We start from the raw sequence: 16,579 nt of genomic DNA, 5'->3' as shown, positions 1-16,579 counted from the left end.
CTTTCTATGGAACCAAAGCAAGATAAGACTACAGGTCTGATTTCTCAAGGGGTTGAGGCCTTAATTGAACGGCTTAGGGAAGATGGAGTTAATGCAGGAAAAGAAGAGGCTGCCCGATTAATTCTTGAAGCACAAGAGAAAGCCAATACACTACTTAACGAGGCGCGGGCTCAATCGAAGGCCATAATGGATGAGTCCCATCAATTGATTCAGCAAGAAAAGAGAGCAGCTGAAGATGCATTGCAGCTTGCGGCCCGCAATATGCGGCTTGAATTAAGGCAAAATCTTATCGATAGGTTCTCCCAGGAAGTCAAACGTCTGGTACATAAGGAGCTGGATGATGAGGGGATGTTGCGACAGCTGATTCTCCTGGTTGCCCTCGATACTCCCGAACAACTTCAGGCATTTAAAGCAAAAAATATCAAGATTGAATTGCCTAAAAGAGTCCTTGATTTTGATGAAATTAGAAAAAATCCTGAATTATTGCAAAAAGATCCGTTGAAAGATCTCGTGCAAAGCCTTACTCGGCAAATGCTTCGCGAAGGAATGAGTATGCAAGTAAATCAGGAAAGTAAAACTGCGGGAATTAAAATCCATCTTGTTGATGAAGAAATTGTTTTGGATTTAACTGAAGAGGCGGTAAGTCTTTTGCTTATCAAACACATGCAACCACGATTTCGAGCGCTTCTGGAGGGATTACTGCAATGACTTCGCACTATTATACTGTAGTGAGCAGCTTGCCGCACATGAATACAAATTTCAAAATTCAGGATACCCCCATTTCCAGGCTGCAACTGGAAAAACGACTTAAACTGCTGCCATTAGAGAAATATACGGTTGTCTTTACCGTGGAATATTTAGTTTGGACTAGCTGGTTTATGCCGCATCAACCGGTTAGCGATTTAAGAAGAGCATTTCAAAAGCTCATGGCCACAGAATCTGCGTTTCTTCGTGAGATGCTTCTCTGGTTTTTTGATTTAAGGAGTGTTTTTGCTGCGCTGCGGATAAGAAATGAAAAAAAGGAGCTGCCCGCAAACCCTCATGAATATTGGATTAGCCAATGGAGTCACAAATTAATTCGCCATTGGGATGAACCGGATTTTGGCCTAAAAGCCATATATCCCTGGCTTCCTAAAATTGCCCAAGATATCGTGCAAAAAGATACTGTGGCGGTCGAACAGTTTTTATTATCCTATATCTGGAAGTATTTATCGCTGCGCGAAACAGGGCATTACTTTGATTTTGAAGCCATTATTATTTATTTACTTCGCTGGAATGTGATTCATTACTGGTCGCAGTTTAATGAAGAAAATGCATTAAATTGCTTGAATAAGTTGGCCAGTTTGCTATTGGACAAAGAGCTTACCCAAAAAATTATCTTGAACGACAAAGGGAGCAGGTCATGAAAGATAACATGCCCCAATCAGCTACAACGGATGCAATTGTGATTGCAATTCAAGAAGGAATTGTAGAGATTCGGCAAAAAGGCACCAAACCCCTTATCAAGAATGAAATTATTTATATTTGTCCGCAGACACAGCAAGGGGCAGATCCTCAACGAATTATGGCCGAAATATTACATGTGAAAGGCGATATTGCCATTGCTCAAGTATTTGAGGAAACAAGCGGCATCGCTGTGGGTGATCGAGTCGAACAATCAGGAGAACAACTCTCGGTAACCCTAGGTCCAGGGTTATTGGGAATGATCTATGATGGTCTGCAAAATCCCTTAATTAATTTTGCCAACGAATATGGCTTTTTTTTACCTCGAGGCATGCGCGAACAGCCCATTGATTCTGAAAAAAAATGGGTTTTTTCTGCATTGGTCCGTGCAGGCGACAGCCTAAATGGAGGCGACGTATTAGGTGTGGTTCAGGAAGGCCGATTTACCCATAAGATTATGGTTCCATTTGATATGGGGCACCATATTCAAGTGGAGTGGATACAACAAGGTACGTTTACTGCAAATACACCCATCGCGAAACTCGTAGACTCAGAAAACAAGGTGCGGGAAGTCAGTATGCTGCAGAAGTGGCCGGTACGATTTTCCCTTGCACGGTCGCTAATGAAAAATGGGCTGGCAGCACGACTTTATCCCAGCGAACCTATGATAACCACCTTGCGTCTGGTTGATACTTTTTTTCCTATAGCCCGTGGAGGTACTGCGTGTATCCCGGGTCCTTTTGGAGCCGGCAAAACAGTTTTACAGAACTTGATTGCACGTTATGCGGATGTCGATATCGTAATTATTGTGGCCTGTGGTGAACGTGCAGGTGAAGTCGTAGAAACCATAACAGAATTTCCAAAGCTTGTTGATCCCAAAATGGGAGGAACACTTATGGATAGAACCATAATTGTGTGTAACACCTCTTCAATGCCGGTAGCTGCGCGGGAAGCGTCCATTTATACGGGGATCACCCTTGGCGAATATTATCGCCAAATGGGTTTTAATGTGTTGCTAATTGCCGATTCAACTTCCCGATGGGCCCAGGCGATGAGGGAAACTTCCGGACGTATGGAGGAAATTCCAGGAGAAGAGGGTTTTCCAGCGTATTTAGATAGCAGTATCAGGGGACTTTATGAGCGGGCAGGAATTATTCAATCCGGTGCTAAAACAAAAGGAAGCCTTACTATAGTAGGCACTGTTTCTCCTGCGGGAGGAAATTTTGAAGAACCGGTTACCCAATCGACTTTGAATTCGGTTAAAACATTTCTCGGCTTAAGTTACGACCGGGCCTATAAGCGTTTTTATCCAGCTGTTGATCCTTTAATCTCCTGGTCACGCTATTTCGAACAGCTTAAACCCTGGTTTGAAAGCAATCTGGGCCCCTGCTGGATTAATAAAGTGATGGACGTAATGCAGATGCTGCATCAAGGACAAGAAATTTATAACATGATGCAAGTGACCGGCGAAGAAGGAATTGCCATGAGAGATTACATTATTTATCAAAAATCACTCATGTTCGATATGACCTATTTGCAACAAGATGCTTATGATCCCATTGATGTGTCCGTCCCTATGAACCGGCAAAAGGAATTTTTTGATCTCCTGCTCGACATCATCACCAAGGAATTTGCGTTTTCTGAGAAAGAAGAGGCCCGCAATTTTTTTGTGAAACTGACAGGGATGTTAAAAAATTTAAATTACTCCCCCCTGAATTCTGATAGCTATAACAATTATTACACTAATATCATTCAATGGACCAAATTATAATTTCCACTTTATATTGAATGATTCCCTGCTTTCGTCTCTTTTCCTCCTATGGGTAAAATATATAAAGGCTCTTCATGGGTAACAGGCAAAATCTGTTTGAGTTGAGTGGTATCGAATGATCCGATAGATACAGTAGCCAAATTCAGAGAAACCGTCTGCAGATAAATGTTTTGTGCTGCATGCCCTGCTTCCATTAATGCAAAACGTATTCCTGCATCGCCGTATTTTGCAGTCATTTTTGAAAAAACAGCAGTGATCACAAGGTTTGCCGCACCCGCTTCAACTGCGTTTTGCCCTAACGCAGCTTTCGCTAATTGCAGCGAAAAATCCCCGTCCTTTAATTTTTGCAACCTATGTTTTGCGGGCACGTAATGGTAAATGCCAGTTGATAAAGTAGTGACGTTTTTTGCGATTAAATAAACCTCCAAGGGATAGAGGGCTCCTGCTGAAGGAGCGGTGCGAAATCCCTGATTTGATGTGACTCCTTGTGCGGCCCAGAGTAATTGAGCGACTTGCTGTAATGTGATAGCTTGATTTTTATATTCTCTTGTTGAGCGCCTTTTCCTGAGTGCTTCTTCAATGGAAGTGGAGCTTGCAGAGAGCGGATTAGGTAACTGGATTTCATTTTCAGTCTGGGATTGCGCAGGCACCCTGGATTCTTTAGCTAGTGGGTTTGGTCTAAAAATCAGATAAAGAAAAACCAGGGCTACAATGATCAAAAGAAGTATCTTGTGGCGGTGCAAAAATTTCATCGCTGACTCCCTGCGGTTATTTCTTTTCTTAGAATATTTTTTTTAACATGGTGGATTTTATAAGTAAACTCATTATAGTTATAAATAATATCAAACTCCGGATTCGTTAATGCCAGCATCCCCCGCATTTATTATTCGCAACCTCACAAAAACATATCTGATGGGTGAAGTAATAATTCATGCATTACGGGGCATAAGCCTCGATTTATATCAGGGTGAACTGGTCGTATTTTTGGGGCCTTCAGGAAGCGGTAAATCCACACTATTAAATATAATCGGCGGTTTGGATGTTCCTTCATCGGGGGAGGTTATTTATCAAGATCATATCATCACTGCGGCCAGCCAACCTGATTTAACCCGTTATCGGCGCGAGCACATTGGGTTTGTATTTCAATTTTATAATTTGATTTCCAATCTTACTGCATTAGAGAACGTATCTATTGTGACTGAGATTGCTGATAACCCGATGCAACCCGAGGAGGCTATGAAATTGCTCGGTTTGGAAAACCGCATGAATCATTTCCCCTCACAATTATCCGGGGGGGAACAACAGCGGGTGGCAATAGCTCGGGCAATCGCCAAGAACCCGGATGTACTTTTATGTGATGAGCCTACAGGCGCGCTGGATTGTGAAACCGGCAAAATTGTTTTAGAGACACTTGCTTTGGCAAATCAAAAGTTGAAAACCACGGTGGTTATTATTACCCATAATATGGTGATTAGCGAAATGGCTGACCGGGTAATCCATATTGCCGATGGTACGATAACTAAGATATTAGAAAATAAACACAAGCGCAAACCAGAAGAACTAGAATGGTAACCGCATTAAACAAAAAACTGTGGCGGGATGTTATCAAATTAAAAAGCCAGATCCTCACTATTGCATTAGTTGTTTGCAGTGGGGTCAGCGTTTTAATCGCTTCCGTGAATACCTATATTTCCTTGATAAATGCACAACAGGAATTTTATTCAAAACATCATTTCGCAGATATTTTTGCTTCCTTGGAAAGAGCACCGAACTATTTAAAAAAAAGAATCACCGAAATTTCTGGGGTTTCCCAAGTAGAAACCCGAGTAGTGAAAGATGTAATTCTTGATTTGCCTTGGATGCAAGAACCGGCAGTAGGCCGCTTTATCTCCATCTCCGAAAACAATACATCCGGTCTGAATCAATTATTTTTACGCCAGGGACGAATGCCAGAAAGCAATCGTTATGATGAAGTATTAGTAAATGAAAGTTTTGCCAAAACCCATGATTTAAAAACGGGTGACAGCATTATTGCTTTATTAAACGGACATAGAGAAAAGCTAAATATTGTTGGTATTGTGTTGTCGCCTGAATATGTCTATGCGATCCGGGGAGAAGATTTGCTCCCAGACAATCGGCATTTCGGTATATTTTGGATGGATAGGAAAGCCTTAGGCAACGCATTTGGGATGCAGGAGGCATTTAATGACATTAGTATTAAACTTGCTCCGGATGCTTCAGAACAATTTGTAATGGGACAATTGGAACGAATCTTCCATTCTTATGGATTGACTATTGCCTATACACGCAAAGATCAGATATCCGATCGCTTTGTCACTAATGAAATAAAACAACAAAAAATTATTGCCACCTATATTCCGCCTGTTTTTTTAATCGTGGCGGCATTTCTTCTAAATTTAGTGACAAGCCGTTTGATCAGTAAAGAGCGCGAGCAAATAGCCACTCTAAAAGCGCTTGGTTTCCGTGATTTGGCGATTGCCTATCACTACATTAAAATCATCCTGATTATTCTCTTCCTGGGAGCTTTGGGGGGCGTATCATTAGGTGCCTGGTTTGGCCACCTGATGACCCAACTGTATACTGAATATTTTATTTTTCCTGAATTTCCCTATATTTTTTCATATAGTGCGGCCATTATTGGAATATTCATTTGTTTTTTAGCTGCTGTTTTGGGAACCTTGCGAGCAATTTATCAGGTAGTAAATCTTATGCCAGCGGTGGCCATGAAACCGCCAATTCCTTTGATATATCAAGCCACTTGGCTTGAAAAAATTAAATTTTTTGCAAGACTTTCCAGTAGTGTAAAAATGGTGTATCGCTATATTTTTCGTCATTTATTACGCACTATATTGACGTGTATAGGCATTGCCCTGGCCATGGCTATCGTTATTCTGGGTTTATTTTGGCAAGATGCCATACGTTATCTTATCAATACGCAATTTATAATGGCTCAACGGGAACACGCCGTTGTGAGTTTTGTTAATCCTGTCAATAAAACAGCATTGATGGAACTGAATAAAATCATTGGTATCACCAATAGTGAAGGCTATCGTATTGTGCCGGCCCGCTTCACTTACCAACATCGGCACGAACTGTCTTCATTATTCGGCATTCCTGAACATGCGCAGCTGAAAATTTTATTGGATAAAAATCTTAAGCGCATGACTGTTCCCCCGCATGGATTATTAATTAGTGAAGGATTGGCTGAGCGGCTACATTTGGCAGTGGGCGACAAGCTTGATATGGAGTTACTGGAAGGGAATAAGGCAAAAGCCCAGTTGAAGGTACAAGGAATTATAAATGACTATGTCGGGATGTTTGCCTATATCGAAATAGAAGCGCTTAACCAGCTATTAAATGAGGACCACCTAATAAACTCGGCAGCAATTACTGTAGACATGAGACATGTCGCCAATCTTTATAAAAAAGTAAAGGAAATTCCCAAGATAGGGACTATCACTTTTAAAACTGCAATTATTAATACCTTTGAAGAAACCTTCGCCAAACATATCCTGGTATTTACCACCATCCTTGCGAGTTTCGCCATTATTATTGCAGTGAGTGTGGTTTATAATAATGCAAGTATTACTTTGGCAGAAAGAGCACGGGAATTAACTACATTACAAGTTTTAGGCTTTACCCAGGGAGAAGTGTCCACATTACTTTTTTTAAACCATACCTTTGAGATCGTCATCTCTACTCCTTTAGGGGTAATTATCGGTTATTTGTTGTCCTGGTCTATACTGCAACTAATGCAGACGGATTGGTTTAAAATCCCATTCGTTATTGAGGTTAAAACATATATTATTTCGATAATGGTGATACTTTTTGCCAGTCTAATCAGTTTTTATATTATTCAGCGTAAGGCAAGCCATTTGAATCTGACCTCTGTATTAAAGGTAGCAGACTGATGAAAATGATGAATCTGAATTTGAAAAAACTATGGATATATCTGCTTGCCCTGTTTTTAGTTTTGGGTGTGGTTCTCTGGATTTTTTCCCATAAAGGCGTCCCGGTTGAAACTGCTAAGGCTGGCTATGGTCCTTTTATTCAATATATCGAAGATGATGCAAAAACACGGGCTATTGATACATATACTATTGTTTCCCCGGTTTCAGGAGAGCTGCTACGTATTGATTTGACCGAAGGCGATAAAGTAAAAAAAGATGAAGTGATTGCTACCATTAAGCCTAAAACTCCTGTCTTGCTGGATATCCGCACAAGGCAGGAATTAGAGCAAGAATTAGGTACCGCTGAAGCTTTATACGAGCAGGCGAAAGCTGAATCAATTCGTGCTGAAGCAGCACTTCAGACGGCCAAGTCTGATTTAGACAGAAAAGAACCCCTGGCAAAAAAAGGTTTTGTTTCAGCAACTGAGTTAGAGCATACCCGTTTGGAATATCAATTAAGACAGAAAGAATATAATGCTTCCTTGCGTAAATTACATGCGGCAGAACATTATATTTTAAAAGTCAAAGCATCACTTTCGGGAACTCTTAATCCGCAAACGGATAAGCACGACAAAGTCGAAATCCATTCGCCGGTGAGTGGTTCCATTTTACGGGTGATTGAAAAAAGCGAAACTACGGTTGAGCCTGGCACCAAGATTATGGATATTGCTGATGTGGTTGGGCTTGAAATCGTAGCCGACATATTAAGTGATGATGCAGCAAAAATACCTCCGCATGCACGAGTTATCATAAAACGATGGGGTGGCCCCTACTCTTTGCAGGGGCGAGTACGCGTTGTGGAGCCAAGCGGATATACCAAAATATCGGCGCTTGGAGTGGAAGAGCAAAGGGTTAATGTCATCATAGACATTACCACACCTCATGAATTATGGAAAAATCTAGGTGATGGGTACAGGGTAGATGTAGAAATTATTCTTTTTGAATCCGCCCATTCGCTTATGGTTCCTATGAGTGCGTTATTCAGGGATGGGGATGATTGGGCTGTTTTTTTGGTAAAGAGGCACAGGGCTCATAAGCAGAAGGTAAATATAAAATATCATAACCCCGATCAGGCAGTAATCGAAAAGGGTTTGCAGACAGGCGATGAAGTAATCCTTTATCCCAGCTCCTTAATCCATGAGGGGGTATGGATTAAAGAGCGGTGACCTGTTCAATTAGTTCCGCTTAGTCCATTCCACTTGATAAATTACCCCCCAGATCATCTGATATTAAAAGCGCCAAAATCCATCCCTTTGTTGGGGGCATGATTTATTTTATCCGGGGGCAAGTCCTCCCCAGGCCACTTTGCCTGCGCCTAATGAGCCTACGAAAACAGTCCCCTTATCTCCGAGCGCCATTTCGCGAGCATTGGGAACTGATGTAGCAAAAATGGAAATTTTAAACCCTTCAGTGACTTTTAATAAATGAAGCGGAAGCTCAGCGGCGAAGAGGGTAGGAACGCTAATAATCCAGACGAATAAAATAAAGAGGAAGGGCATCAAACTTCATCCTTGCACATGCGCTAGGCACGGATGGTAAGTTAGCTTAATGGATATAAAGTAGAGTAGTTATTTTGTTATATGTCCGCAATCAGGTTACAAAACGTTAATTAAGCTATCTAAGCAGCAATTTTTCATTCTGAATATTTTTCTTACAACCTTAAAATGCTATAATCAAGAGCATACACAATAAAGAACTCTGAAATATAAGTTCCCTTTGTTTGGGGTTTATGATGGGCAAAGTAGTATACCATTCTTTTGATTTTGACGGATGCTTTAGTAATGAAACCTCAAGACATCTTCTAGGGAAAAATTGGACCAGGTTAAAATCAAAAAAAGAAGTAAATGATGCTTTTTTAACCGCAAATAATGAAATTTTAAGTTCATTTAAAAGCCCTGATAAAACTGTTCTGTTTATTGGCTCTAACCGTCAAACCCCCCATGTAGATCTGAGCAATGGAACAGGGACTGAATATCCTAGCGGTTCCGTCTATCCAAGAATGGAAGCATTTGCAGAACAGTTAGGCGAAACAACAACCTTTAATCCTTTCGTTCTCTCTGATTTGGAAACTGATCCCGTGGTAATAGGACAAATGTTTCAAAAATTTAAAGAGATGGAATACCTAGAAGAGAATGGAAGTTATAAGAACGATGCAACAATAAATAAATTTGAAAAAGATGGTATCAAAGACCAAATAGATGATGAAAGTAAAGTTTCCCTGGTCTTTGCTCAAATGCATCTGGCCGCCATGGAAAATCCAGATGATGAGATCGAATTTAATTTTTATGATGATCGCAAGGACATCATGGAAAGGGTGCAAAAATTTTTTAAAGAATATCCGGAACTGATCCCTAAAAATGTAACATTAAATTTAAAAGGTTATTCAGGACCGCATTTAACGCAAGAGGTGGCTCAGGAAGAACTTGCGTGTTTTATAGTGCATACCACAACGAATCTTGAAAATGATGCAACGCTGAAATTATTGGATGAAGCTCGAACAAATAATTTGCCCATATTTTTTAAAATTCCTGGCGAACCTGAAAAATTTTCAATGTACAGGCGTACCCAAAGTGGGGAATGGGGATTTGCTGATTTTGACGGAAAGATACCAGGAAAAAATGTCGCTGAATTTAGCACTTTATTTCCTGCAGAAGACGGCGGAAAACAATATCCATCCACCTCAAAAAATCCCGAAGTTTTTGATTTTTTGAAAACCCAGCATTTTTTACCTATTCCGTTAAAAAGAAAAACTTCTAAAGAAGTTTATAATTATGGAGAGCCAACTCCTGTCGATTCTATAAAGGGACAAGGAAACATTCCAAGAGAAATAGCTGATTGGAAACCTGTCTATAAAGCCATGCGTGAAGCTTCAATGACCGAGGAAGCACAACAGTGGAAATCGATTACAGTTGCAGATGATTTTAAGTTAACTGATTTTATAGCTCAATTATATTCAAATTCCGCCTCTAAAGAGAAAAATGACCAGCTAATAGATAAAATTATAAACAACAAACTTCAAAGACTAAACAGTGATTTCCCCCCCGACGAGAAGGAGAAATTGAATTTTGCTTTATTAGAACTCTATAAAGCAAAAATTAAAGCTGCTAATGCTCAACTTTCTAGCACAGGGATACTAAGCGAGGATTTGAGAAATGCACGGAATGCTCTCTGTGATACAATTTCGGAGTCATTGAAATCACCAGACTTAACTCTGGAAGAATGCCAAGATTTAGACCAATTAACGCAACACGCGCATCGCGCTATAGAAACCAAAGACCCTGATCTTCAATTCAAGTCTATTTGTGAACTTGGGGAACTTTCCGATAAACTTGCGGGGAATAAATCAAAAATATTTCAAGGCGTGTCTGTAGCATGCGGGATATTCGCTGTAGCGGCTGCATTCGTTGCTTTTGCTCTTGCACCTACTGGCATAGGGCTTATTATCGGTCTTGCTGTAGCAGGGGCACTCACAGCTGCGAGCATTGGCGCTGCAAAAGGTGCAGAAAACACCCAAACCGATATATCGAAAAAAACTCATGATTTCAAAGAAGCCCTTGAAGAAATCAGAGCAGAAAAACTGGGTCTTGCTGCAGAGCCGGAAATCCCGCAGAATTTGAGTCCATGAAAACGTTCAACAATTGCAGCCCATGCTCGTGAAACATGGGTTCGCGACTAAAAACATGCCTAAATTCTTTGCCAGAATTGACGCGACATGCTAAACATTGCAGTTATGAGTTAAAAACTGCAAAGAAGGGGATAACAATGATTTCAATGTTTGCAATTCCTAATTGTGATACCGTAAAAAAAGCACGTAGTTTTCTGGAAAAAATGAAAATTGCATATGAATTTATTGATTTTAAAAAGGCGCCGCCAACAAAAGCTCAAATAATCACCTGGAGTAATTTTGCAGGAGAACTTCCTATCAATAAAAAAGGGATGACTTACCGAAATTATAAGGACCATTATGAAGCATTAACTATGGATGAAAAAATTGAGTTCATCATTGCAAATTCATCGCTTATCAAAAGACCGATTTTGATGCAAAACGGGAATACTATTGCGATGGGTTTTAGTGAAAAACACTATGAAGAACTCATCGGGAAAAGTTGAGAAAGTTTTAACACCTTGAACAGGGCCTGCTTCCGAAAATTTTAATGGATGTTGTGACCTTTTATTGCTGGGTGCTCTTAACTTAATTCTCCTTTACAAAAGGGTGCGGGATAAACTAGCTAGTCTCTAGTCAGGACAGCAGGAAAAATCATTTGGACCCTGAAGCAAATTTCTTTCTGGACCCAAACGATTTGATGAGTTACAAGCAATGCTTATTGGGGTTTCTCTTCATACACAGATTGGCGAAATAATATCTTAAATCTGAAACAAAAATATCTCCTTCGTTCTCCATTATGAATATGCGTTCTGGCTGCAATTCCAGGTAATTTGATGCTTTTAAAATAGCATGATAAATAGTATTTGCAGCCGGGGAAATCCATTTTTCAAAAAAAGGCAGGATGACTTCGGGGTTGTTAGAATAGAATCGATGATAAATATCCGCAATCAATTCCTTCCTCATATCGAAATTACTTTTAAAATAAAAATTTTTTCGATCCTGGCGGTACAGAGTAAAGGAGGCTTGTTCGGGATTGTGTTTTAATCCAGCATTAAGAGTCATAGAAACGATAATCCCTTTGGCATTTTCAATATGCAAAGTGGAGGTATCGAACAAATTGTATCCATTATATTCTTGCAAATAGGATTTTAAATAGTCAACGGCCTTATCGGTCAAGGGATCAAAATAACTTTGAATTGAGAAACTTACAGCATATTCTTCCGGACTATCCTGATCGTAGGCACAGTTGATGTACGTATTGTAGAGAAACAGGTCAGGTGAGATTTTATTTGTAAAGATCTGCTCAATTTCATCGCCTATTTCCTCACAACTGAGTTCCAATCCTGCTACATTGCCGCGAACGCGCACGATTTGGGTCGGGAAATCAACGGTTCTTTGAAGCATGTGCTGCTGGTTAGGAATTTCTTGTTCATTACTGTAATGCTTGACTATCCAATTCTTATCGTTGGGCAAGGGTGAAAAAATAAGATGTTCTTTATTGTCGTTGGCAGTTGCAAAACAGAGAAGGGGCGATAAAAATAAAGCACCCAGTAAACAGTGTATTTTCATAATAAATTCCTTTTATTAATTAGCATTCCATTCAAATAATTTTGCTTTGAAGACCATTCCTCAGACATCAGGAAAACAAATTATACTACTGAACAATTGGAGGGAGGAATCGTTACAGTAAAATCAACCCCAAAAAGGTAAAAAAGTGATTGCCCTTGGATTAGTAAGCGTGCATGAGTCTCCATGTTTTTTATTTTATCTTTTTTCAGTTTTAAATTTGATAGGAAAGAAGTATTATTGCCGCTATTTTAAACATCATGGTGATTGCAATGACAATATTGGCTGTTTGTGGACCTATAGGTAGTGATTATAAGAGGCTTGGTGAGCAGTGTTATGCGCGCTTGGACACAGAAACTACCGCGCTCATCGATGGTTCTACTTTTGAATCTATCGACTCTTTATTGAGAGTGCTGGAGGAGGCAAAAGGCGATGTCATCGTTTTTGGGTCAAATCTATTTTTGCATGAAAAATTACGTTCTGCATTCGATGTTAAGGTGTTTGTGGAGTTGGATGCAGACTTGTGCTTGAGTAACTATTTAAAATCAGCTGACAAGTCGCTTAATCTGGAGCAACGGCTTAGTTATTACCTGAAACACATCAAACCCCTCAATGAAACAATTAACATATCTGCCAAATTTGCTGATCTGCGCCGTCCACAAGCAGGTTTAAATGACAGGATAATTGATTTGCTGGTGAATGAAGAGCAATTCCTTTCTAAACCCAAACGCAGAAATATGTTCTGGGAATCGGCACCCCAAATGCAAAGTAGGGATGAGAATGAAAAGACGGATACAGTCGAGCTTTCTCAAACTGGGATGAAACAGGTCTAACACATCTTTCCTGGTATTAAAAATTCCTGGGAAACTGTTTATGCGACTGGATTGATGCGGATACAGGGCGAGGAAATGCATTATTAGCGGATGTTTTCCTAAAAGGTTTCCCTGAATTTTAAGAACTTAAATTATCTTTTTTATAATTTTTTAAATAAATAGGCAGTTTTTCAGGGTTAATCGAGAAAAAATTAAAATGGGAACCAGGAATTTATATTATAATTAAAAGATAAAGATAAGAATTTATAGCAACCAGGATGTTAAAGCATAGAAGGATTTTAACAGGCTATGAATATTGATATTTTATATGTGGAAGATGACGACGTTGATATCGAGTCGATGCAACGTGAGTTCGCCAAAATAGACAAGGCAGTCGACATTGCCATAGCCAAGGATGGGAAACAAGCGCTGGACATGTTGTATGGACGGAATGGAAAACCGCAAATTAAGCCCAAAGTAATCTTGCTGGATCTCAACTTGCCAAAAATGAATGGCATCGATTTTTTGAAAAAGTTAAGAAAATCTTTTAAATTTGAAGATATAAAGGTTTTTTTGCTTACTGGTGAATACACTACCAAGGAAAAACTTGCGAAAAGTCATTTACATGTATCGGGTTGTATTATTAAGCCTTTGCAATACGCCGATGCATTAAATATTTCCTGGTGTCTGTCTGCAAGTGAAGAATTATCAAAATTATTTTTTATGCAGTAGTTTTTTTTCTGCGTCACTGCCCCCTGAAACACCATTTTTTTTATTTAACCCCATTCCATTTAAACTTAAAAGAAGCATTTAAGGCTTTTCCCAAGCTAAATTACTGTAATTAAAAATATTTTTATTTTGACGGCTTTCCTCTTTCTATCCCTTGTTTTAAAATCATTCTATCTCTCTGCAGAGAGGGCTTATTTAATTTGCCAATAATGAGGAAGGCAAACTATTTATTAGGTTTGATCCAGCAAGTGAGGCATATATGTGGAGCACGTTCAAAAGATCATGTCTTGTACTGGTTTTAATGGCAATAAGCCCCATTCTTGCTGCAAAGGCAATTATTGATGCGGACATTTTGCAAACGTTCAAGTACCCAAAAAGTTCGAAAAATGCAATATTAACACTTTTAATTTTTTTACGTGATCCTCTCGAAAAAGAGTCGTTTATTGAAGAAATAAAAAAAATTAAGGATGTACGCATTCAAGATTTAGGTTTCATGCCTGCCATCGCAATACAAATTCCTAAAAATCGTAGCTTGCTTTATCAAATTGCTAATTTGGATGCTGCCGCACAAATCTCCTTACATACAGCAGCGGTACCAGAACTGGATATTAATGCACAGGCTTTAAAACTGGCCCCTTCCTCTGTTTACCCTAACGTCAATAATTGGTGGGCCCATGGTTATACAGGAAAAAATGGCATTATTGGTATAATCGACACGGGCGTGGATCCTTTACATCCTGCCTTATCCAATAAAAAGTTAATAGTCCGCCAGGATGTAAATTCGGGGTACTCAAGTCATCTCAATGGTGTTAAAGAACCACATGCCACAGGGGTTGCCTGCATTTATGCCAGTGACAATGAAAAATATAAGGGAATGGCCTATGGGGCATCCACCATTATTTCGGGACTGGCTGGAGAGGAAACGGCGGATCCGGTCAGTATTCTGCGTACTATGGAAACTTTGGATTGGATGTTGAACCGTGCGGAATTAAAGCCTAACTTGATTAATTACAGTATGGGTAATGGTCGGCTGGATTTGAACTGTCCTGCTTGCCCTGAATGGAGCGGTCTTGCAAAAGTCATTGACTACGTGGTGAATACCCAGAAAATCCTCTTGGTAAAATCAGCAGGGAATGAGGGGTATATAGAGCCGGATCAACAATCTACTTTTGGTTCCACGCTAACTGTCCCTGGTGATAATTATAATGCGCTTACAGTGGCGAATATGAATGCCTTGGTTATCGAAAATAACACGGCCATAAAAACTGCTGACCGAAGCAAACACCTTATCAGGAGCACCAGCAGTCGAGGTCCGACCCCATTTGGAAGACGCAAACCTGATTTAACTGCCCCGGGACATGATACAATGACCTGTGCTCCTGATCCTAAAGTTTACGGTTTTATTTATTCCAATGCGATGAACTACAAGGACGGTTATCGGCTCATGGGAGGCACCAGTTCAGCGGCGCCCCATGTCGGTGCTGCGGTACTGTTATTACAAGATGCAGGAATTCAAAACCCCATGGCTATCAAAGCGTTACTTATCAATAGTGCAGATACCTGGACTGATAATGGTACAGCTGATTCCGGACATTCTAAAATTATGGGCTCCGCCTGGAGCAGGACCTATGGGTGGGGTTATCTCAATATGGAAGAAGCCTTTCGGCAAAGAATAAACATTAGAGAAGGTGAACTAACCGTAGAAAAACCAGTTTGGGAATATGAAACCCTTCTTAAAAGAGGACAAAAGATTACCCTGGTTCATGAAAGACGTGTTGGCTATACTTCCGAAGGGCATGAATGGAAGCTGAGCCACCTGGTTTTAGAACTTATTGATCGGGATCTGCAAAAAGTAATTGATAGCGATAACAGCCCTATAGATACGGTACATCAGGTTGCAAATTGCAAACGCGAGCCGAATGAAAGAAAGTGTTCTGAGGACAGCAAGACAAGGAGGGTTTTAGTAAGGGTCCGACTAGTAAACAAATACATTGAGGGCAGTGCTGGCGAACCTTTTGCTATTGTGGTCCCTCCCAATGAGTCGTTACATAAATAACCCTGCTAAACCGCTGAACCTTAAAGCTCCTCACCCGCATTCTCTGTAGTGTTTCCTGTAAGTTTTTGCATGGAGTTCAACTTCCAGGCAAAAGTAATGAGTGACTATTATAATTGGTTTATAGTGTTCAGGAGGAATGAATTATGGAAAAAGCGAAACTTGTTGGAATTAATCATGTAGCCCTTGAAGTTGGAGATGTGGAACAAGCCTTGGAATTTTATAGTAAAATTTTTAATTTTACTTTACGAAGCAAAACTCAAAATCATGCATTTATTGACTTGGGGGATCAATTTATCGCCCTGATGAAAAGTTCATCCTCACATGAAGATAAAATTCGGCATTTTGGTCTTGTAGTGGATGATGCCTCCCAGGTTAAGGAATTGGCAAAAAAGGCAGGGGCAGAACTAATCGGCGGGCGATTTTTAGATTTTCGTGATCCCTGGGGTAATTACATTCAGATAATTGAATATGCTGATATTCAATTTACCAAAACGGCTGAAGTATTAGCGGGGATGAACCTGCACTTACAAAAAAATCAGACAGTGCTTAAAGAACTTGCGGAAAAGGGTATGGCACCCCGGCATTAAGAACTCGCCCAAAAAATTTGCAGCAAAAAATACCCTT

Annotated in this window: 15 protein-coding genes; 12 read left to right on the top strand and 3 right to left on the bottom strand. The window is 40.0% G+C overall.

The features are described from left to right. Positions 1-6 precede the first annotated feature (6 nt). From KYQ_RS15380 to KYQ_RS15370, 3 genes are read left to right on the top strand one after another with little or no spacing between them, the layout of a single operon-like run. Positions 7-708: a hypothetical protein gene (locus KYQ_RS15380; protein WP_010655020.1), complete on the top strand. Its 702-nt coding sequence runs from the start codon at positions 7-9 to the stop codon at positions 706-708. Then, a complete protein-coding gene (locus KYQ_RS15375; RefSeq protein ID WP_010655019.1) occupies positions 705-1,406 on the top strand; it encodes a DUF2764 family protein in 702 nt (233 codons plus the stop codon). Before KYQ_RS15380 ends, KYQ_RS15375 begins: the two co-directional genes overlap by 4 nt. Then, positions 1,403-3,214: a V-type ATP synthase subunit A gene (locus KYQ_RS15370; RefSeq protein ID WP_010655018.1), complete on the top strand. Its 1,812-nt coding sequence runs from the start codon at positions 1,403-1,405 to the stop codon at positions 3,212-3,214. Before KYQ_RS15375 ends, KYQ_RS15370 begins: the two co-directional genes overlap by 4 nt. An 8-nt stretch (positions 3,215-3,222) precedes the next feature. Here KYQ_RS15370 and KYQ_RS15365 read toward each other — a convergent pair whose 3' ends face one another. Continuing rightward, positions 3,223-3,966, bottom strand: a complete 744-nt coding sequence (locus tag KYQ_RS15365; RefSeq protein WP_010655017.1) for a SagB/ThcOx family dehydrogenase — start codon at positions 3,964-3,966, stop codon at positions 3,223-3,225. Positions 3,967-4,075: 109 nt separating this feature from the next. On the opposite strand from KYQ_RS15365, the gene KYQ_RS15355 reads away from it, so the two are divergent. Genes KYQ_RS15355 through KYQ_RS15345 form a run of 3 tightly spaced genes read left to right on the top strand, consistent with a single transcriptional unit; the run spans position 4,076 to position 8,351 of the window. Continuing rightward, entirely contained in the window at positions 4,076-4,786 is a 711-nt protein-coding gene (locus tag KYQ_RS15355) for an ABC transporter ATP-binding protein (protein WP_010655016.1), read from the top strand. Continuing rightward, the gene (locus tag KYQ_RS15350; protein WP_010655015.1) at positions 4,780-7,146 is read left to right on the top strand and encodes an ABC transporter permease; all 2,367 of its coding nucleotides are present in this window, start codon (positions 4,780-4,782) and stop codon (positions 7,144-7,146) included. Before KYQ_RS15355 ends, KYQ_RS15350 begins: the two co-directional genes overlap by 7 nt. Then, positions 7,146-8,351, top strand: coding sequence for an efflux RND transporter periplasmic adaptor subunit (locus tag KYQ_RS15345; protein ID WP_010655014.1), 1,206 nt, complete (start codon positions 7,146-7,148; stop codon positions 8,349-8,351). Before KYQ_RS15350 ends, KYQ_RS15345 begins: the two co-directional genes overlap by 1 nt. A gap of 108 nt (positions 8,352-8,459) precedes the next feature. Here KYQ_RS15345 and KYQ_RS15340 read toward each other — a convergent pair whose 3' ends face one another. Continuing rightward, a complete protein-coding gene (locus KYQ_RS15340; protein ID WP_010655013.1) occupies positions 8,460-8,684 on the bottom strand; it encodes a hypothetical protein in 225 nt (74 codons plus the stop codon). Positions 8,685-9,184: 500 nt separating this feature from the next. Here KYQ_RS15340 and KYQ_RS15335 point away from each other — a divergent pair, with 500 nt between their 5' ends. Together KYQ_RS15335 and KYQ_RS15330 are read left to right on the top strand one after the other, a co-directional pair. Beyond that, positions 9,185-10,810, top strand: a complete 1,626-nt coding sequence (locus KYQ_RS15335; protein ID WP_231294571.1) for a hypothetical protein — start codon at positions 9,185-9,187, stop codon at positions 10,808-10,810. A gap of 137 nt (positions 10,811-10,947) precedes the next feature. Further along, on the top strand, positions 10,948-11,295 hold the full coding sequence (locus tag KYQ_RS15330) for an arsenate reductase family protein (RefSeq protein WP_010655011.1): 348 nt from the start codon (positions 10,948-10,950) through the stop codon (positions 11,293-11,295). A gap of 199 nt (positions 11,296-11,494) precedes the next feature. Here the strand turns inward: KYQ_RS15330 and KYQ_RS15325 are convergent, their stop codons facing one another. After that, positions 11,495-12,361 carry an Lpg0189 family type II secretion system effector gene (locus KYQ_RS15325; protein ID WP_010655010.1) on the bottom strand — a complete coding sequence of 289 codons (867 nt, stop codon included), beginning with the start codon at positions 12,359-12,361 and terminating at the stop codon, positions 11,495-11,497. Positions 12,362-12,630: 269 nt separating this feature from the next. Here KYQ_RS15325 and KYQ_RS15320 point away from each other — a divergent pair, with 269 nt between their 5' ends. From KYQ_RS15320 to KYQ_RS15300, 4 genes are all read left to right on the top strand, one after another. Then, positions 12,631-13,191, top strand: a complete 561-nt coding sequence (locus tag KYQ_RS15320) for a nucleoside/nucleotide kinase family protein (RefSeq protein ID WP_010655009.1) — start codon at positions 12,631-12,633, stop codon at positions 13,189-13,191. Between the two features lie 288 nt (positions 13,192-13,479). Continuing rightward, positions 13,480-13,902, top strand: a complete 423-nt coding sequence (locus KYQ_RS15315; protein ID WP_010655008.1) for a response regulator — start codon at positions 13,480-13,482, stop codon at positions 13,900-13,902. A gap of 256 nt (positions 13,903-14,158) precedes the next feature. Then, the gene (locus KYQ_RS15305; RefSeq protein ID WP_010655007.1) at positions 14,159-15,955 is read left to right on the top strand and encodes a S8 family serine peptidase; all 1,797 of its coding nucleotides are present in this window, start codon (positions 14,159-14,161) and stop codon (positions 15,953-15,955) included. A 143-nt stretch (positions 15,956-16,098) separates the two neighbouring features. After that, entirely contained in the window at positions 16,099-16,542 is a 444-nt protein-coding gene (locus KYQ_RS15300) for a VOC family protein (RefSeq protein ID WP_010655006.1), read from the top strand. The last annotated feature ends 37 nt before the right edge of the window (positions 16,543-16,579 follow it).

Origin of the sequence: Fluoribacter dumoffii NY 23 (genome assembly GCF_000236165.1) — a bacterium.
In the GTDB taxonomy this organism is placed as follows: Bacteria; Pseudomonadota; Gammaproteobacteria; order Legionellales; family Legionellaceae; genus Legionella; species Legionella dumoffii.
This window is presented reverse-complemented; position numbering and strand designations above follow the sequence as displayed.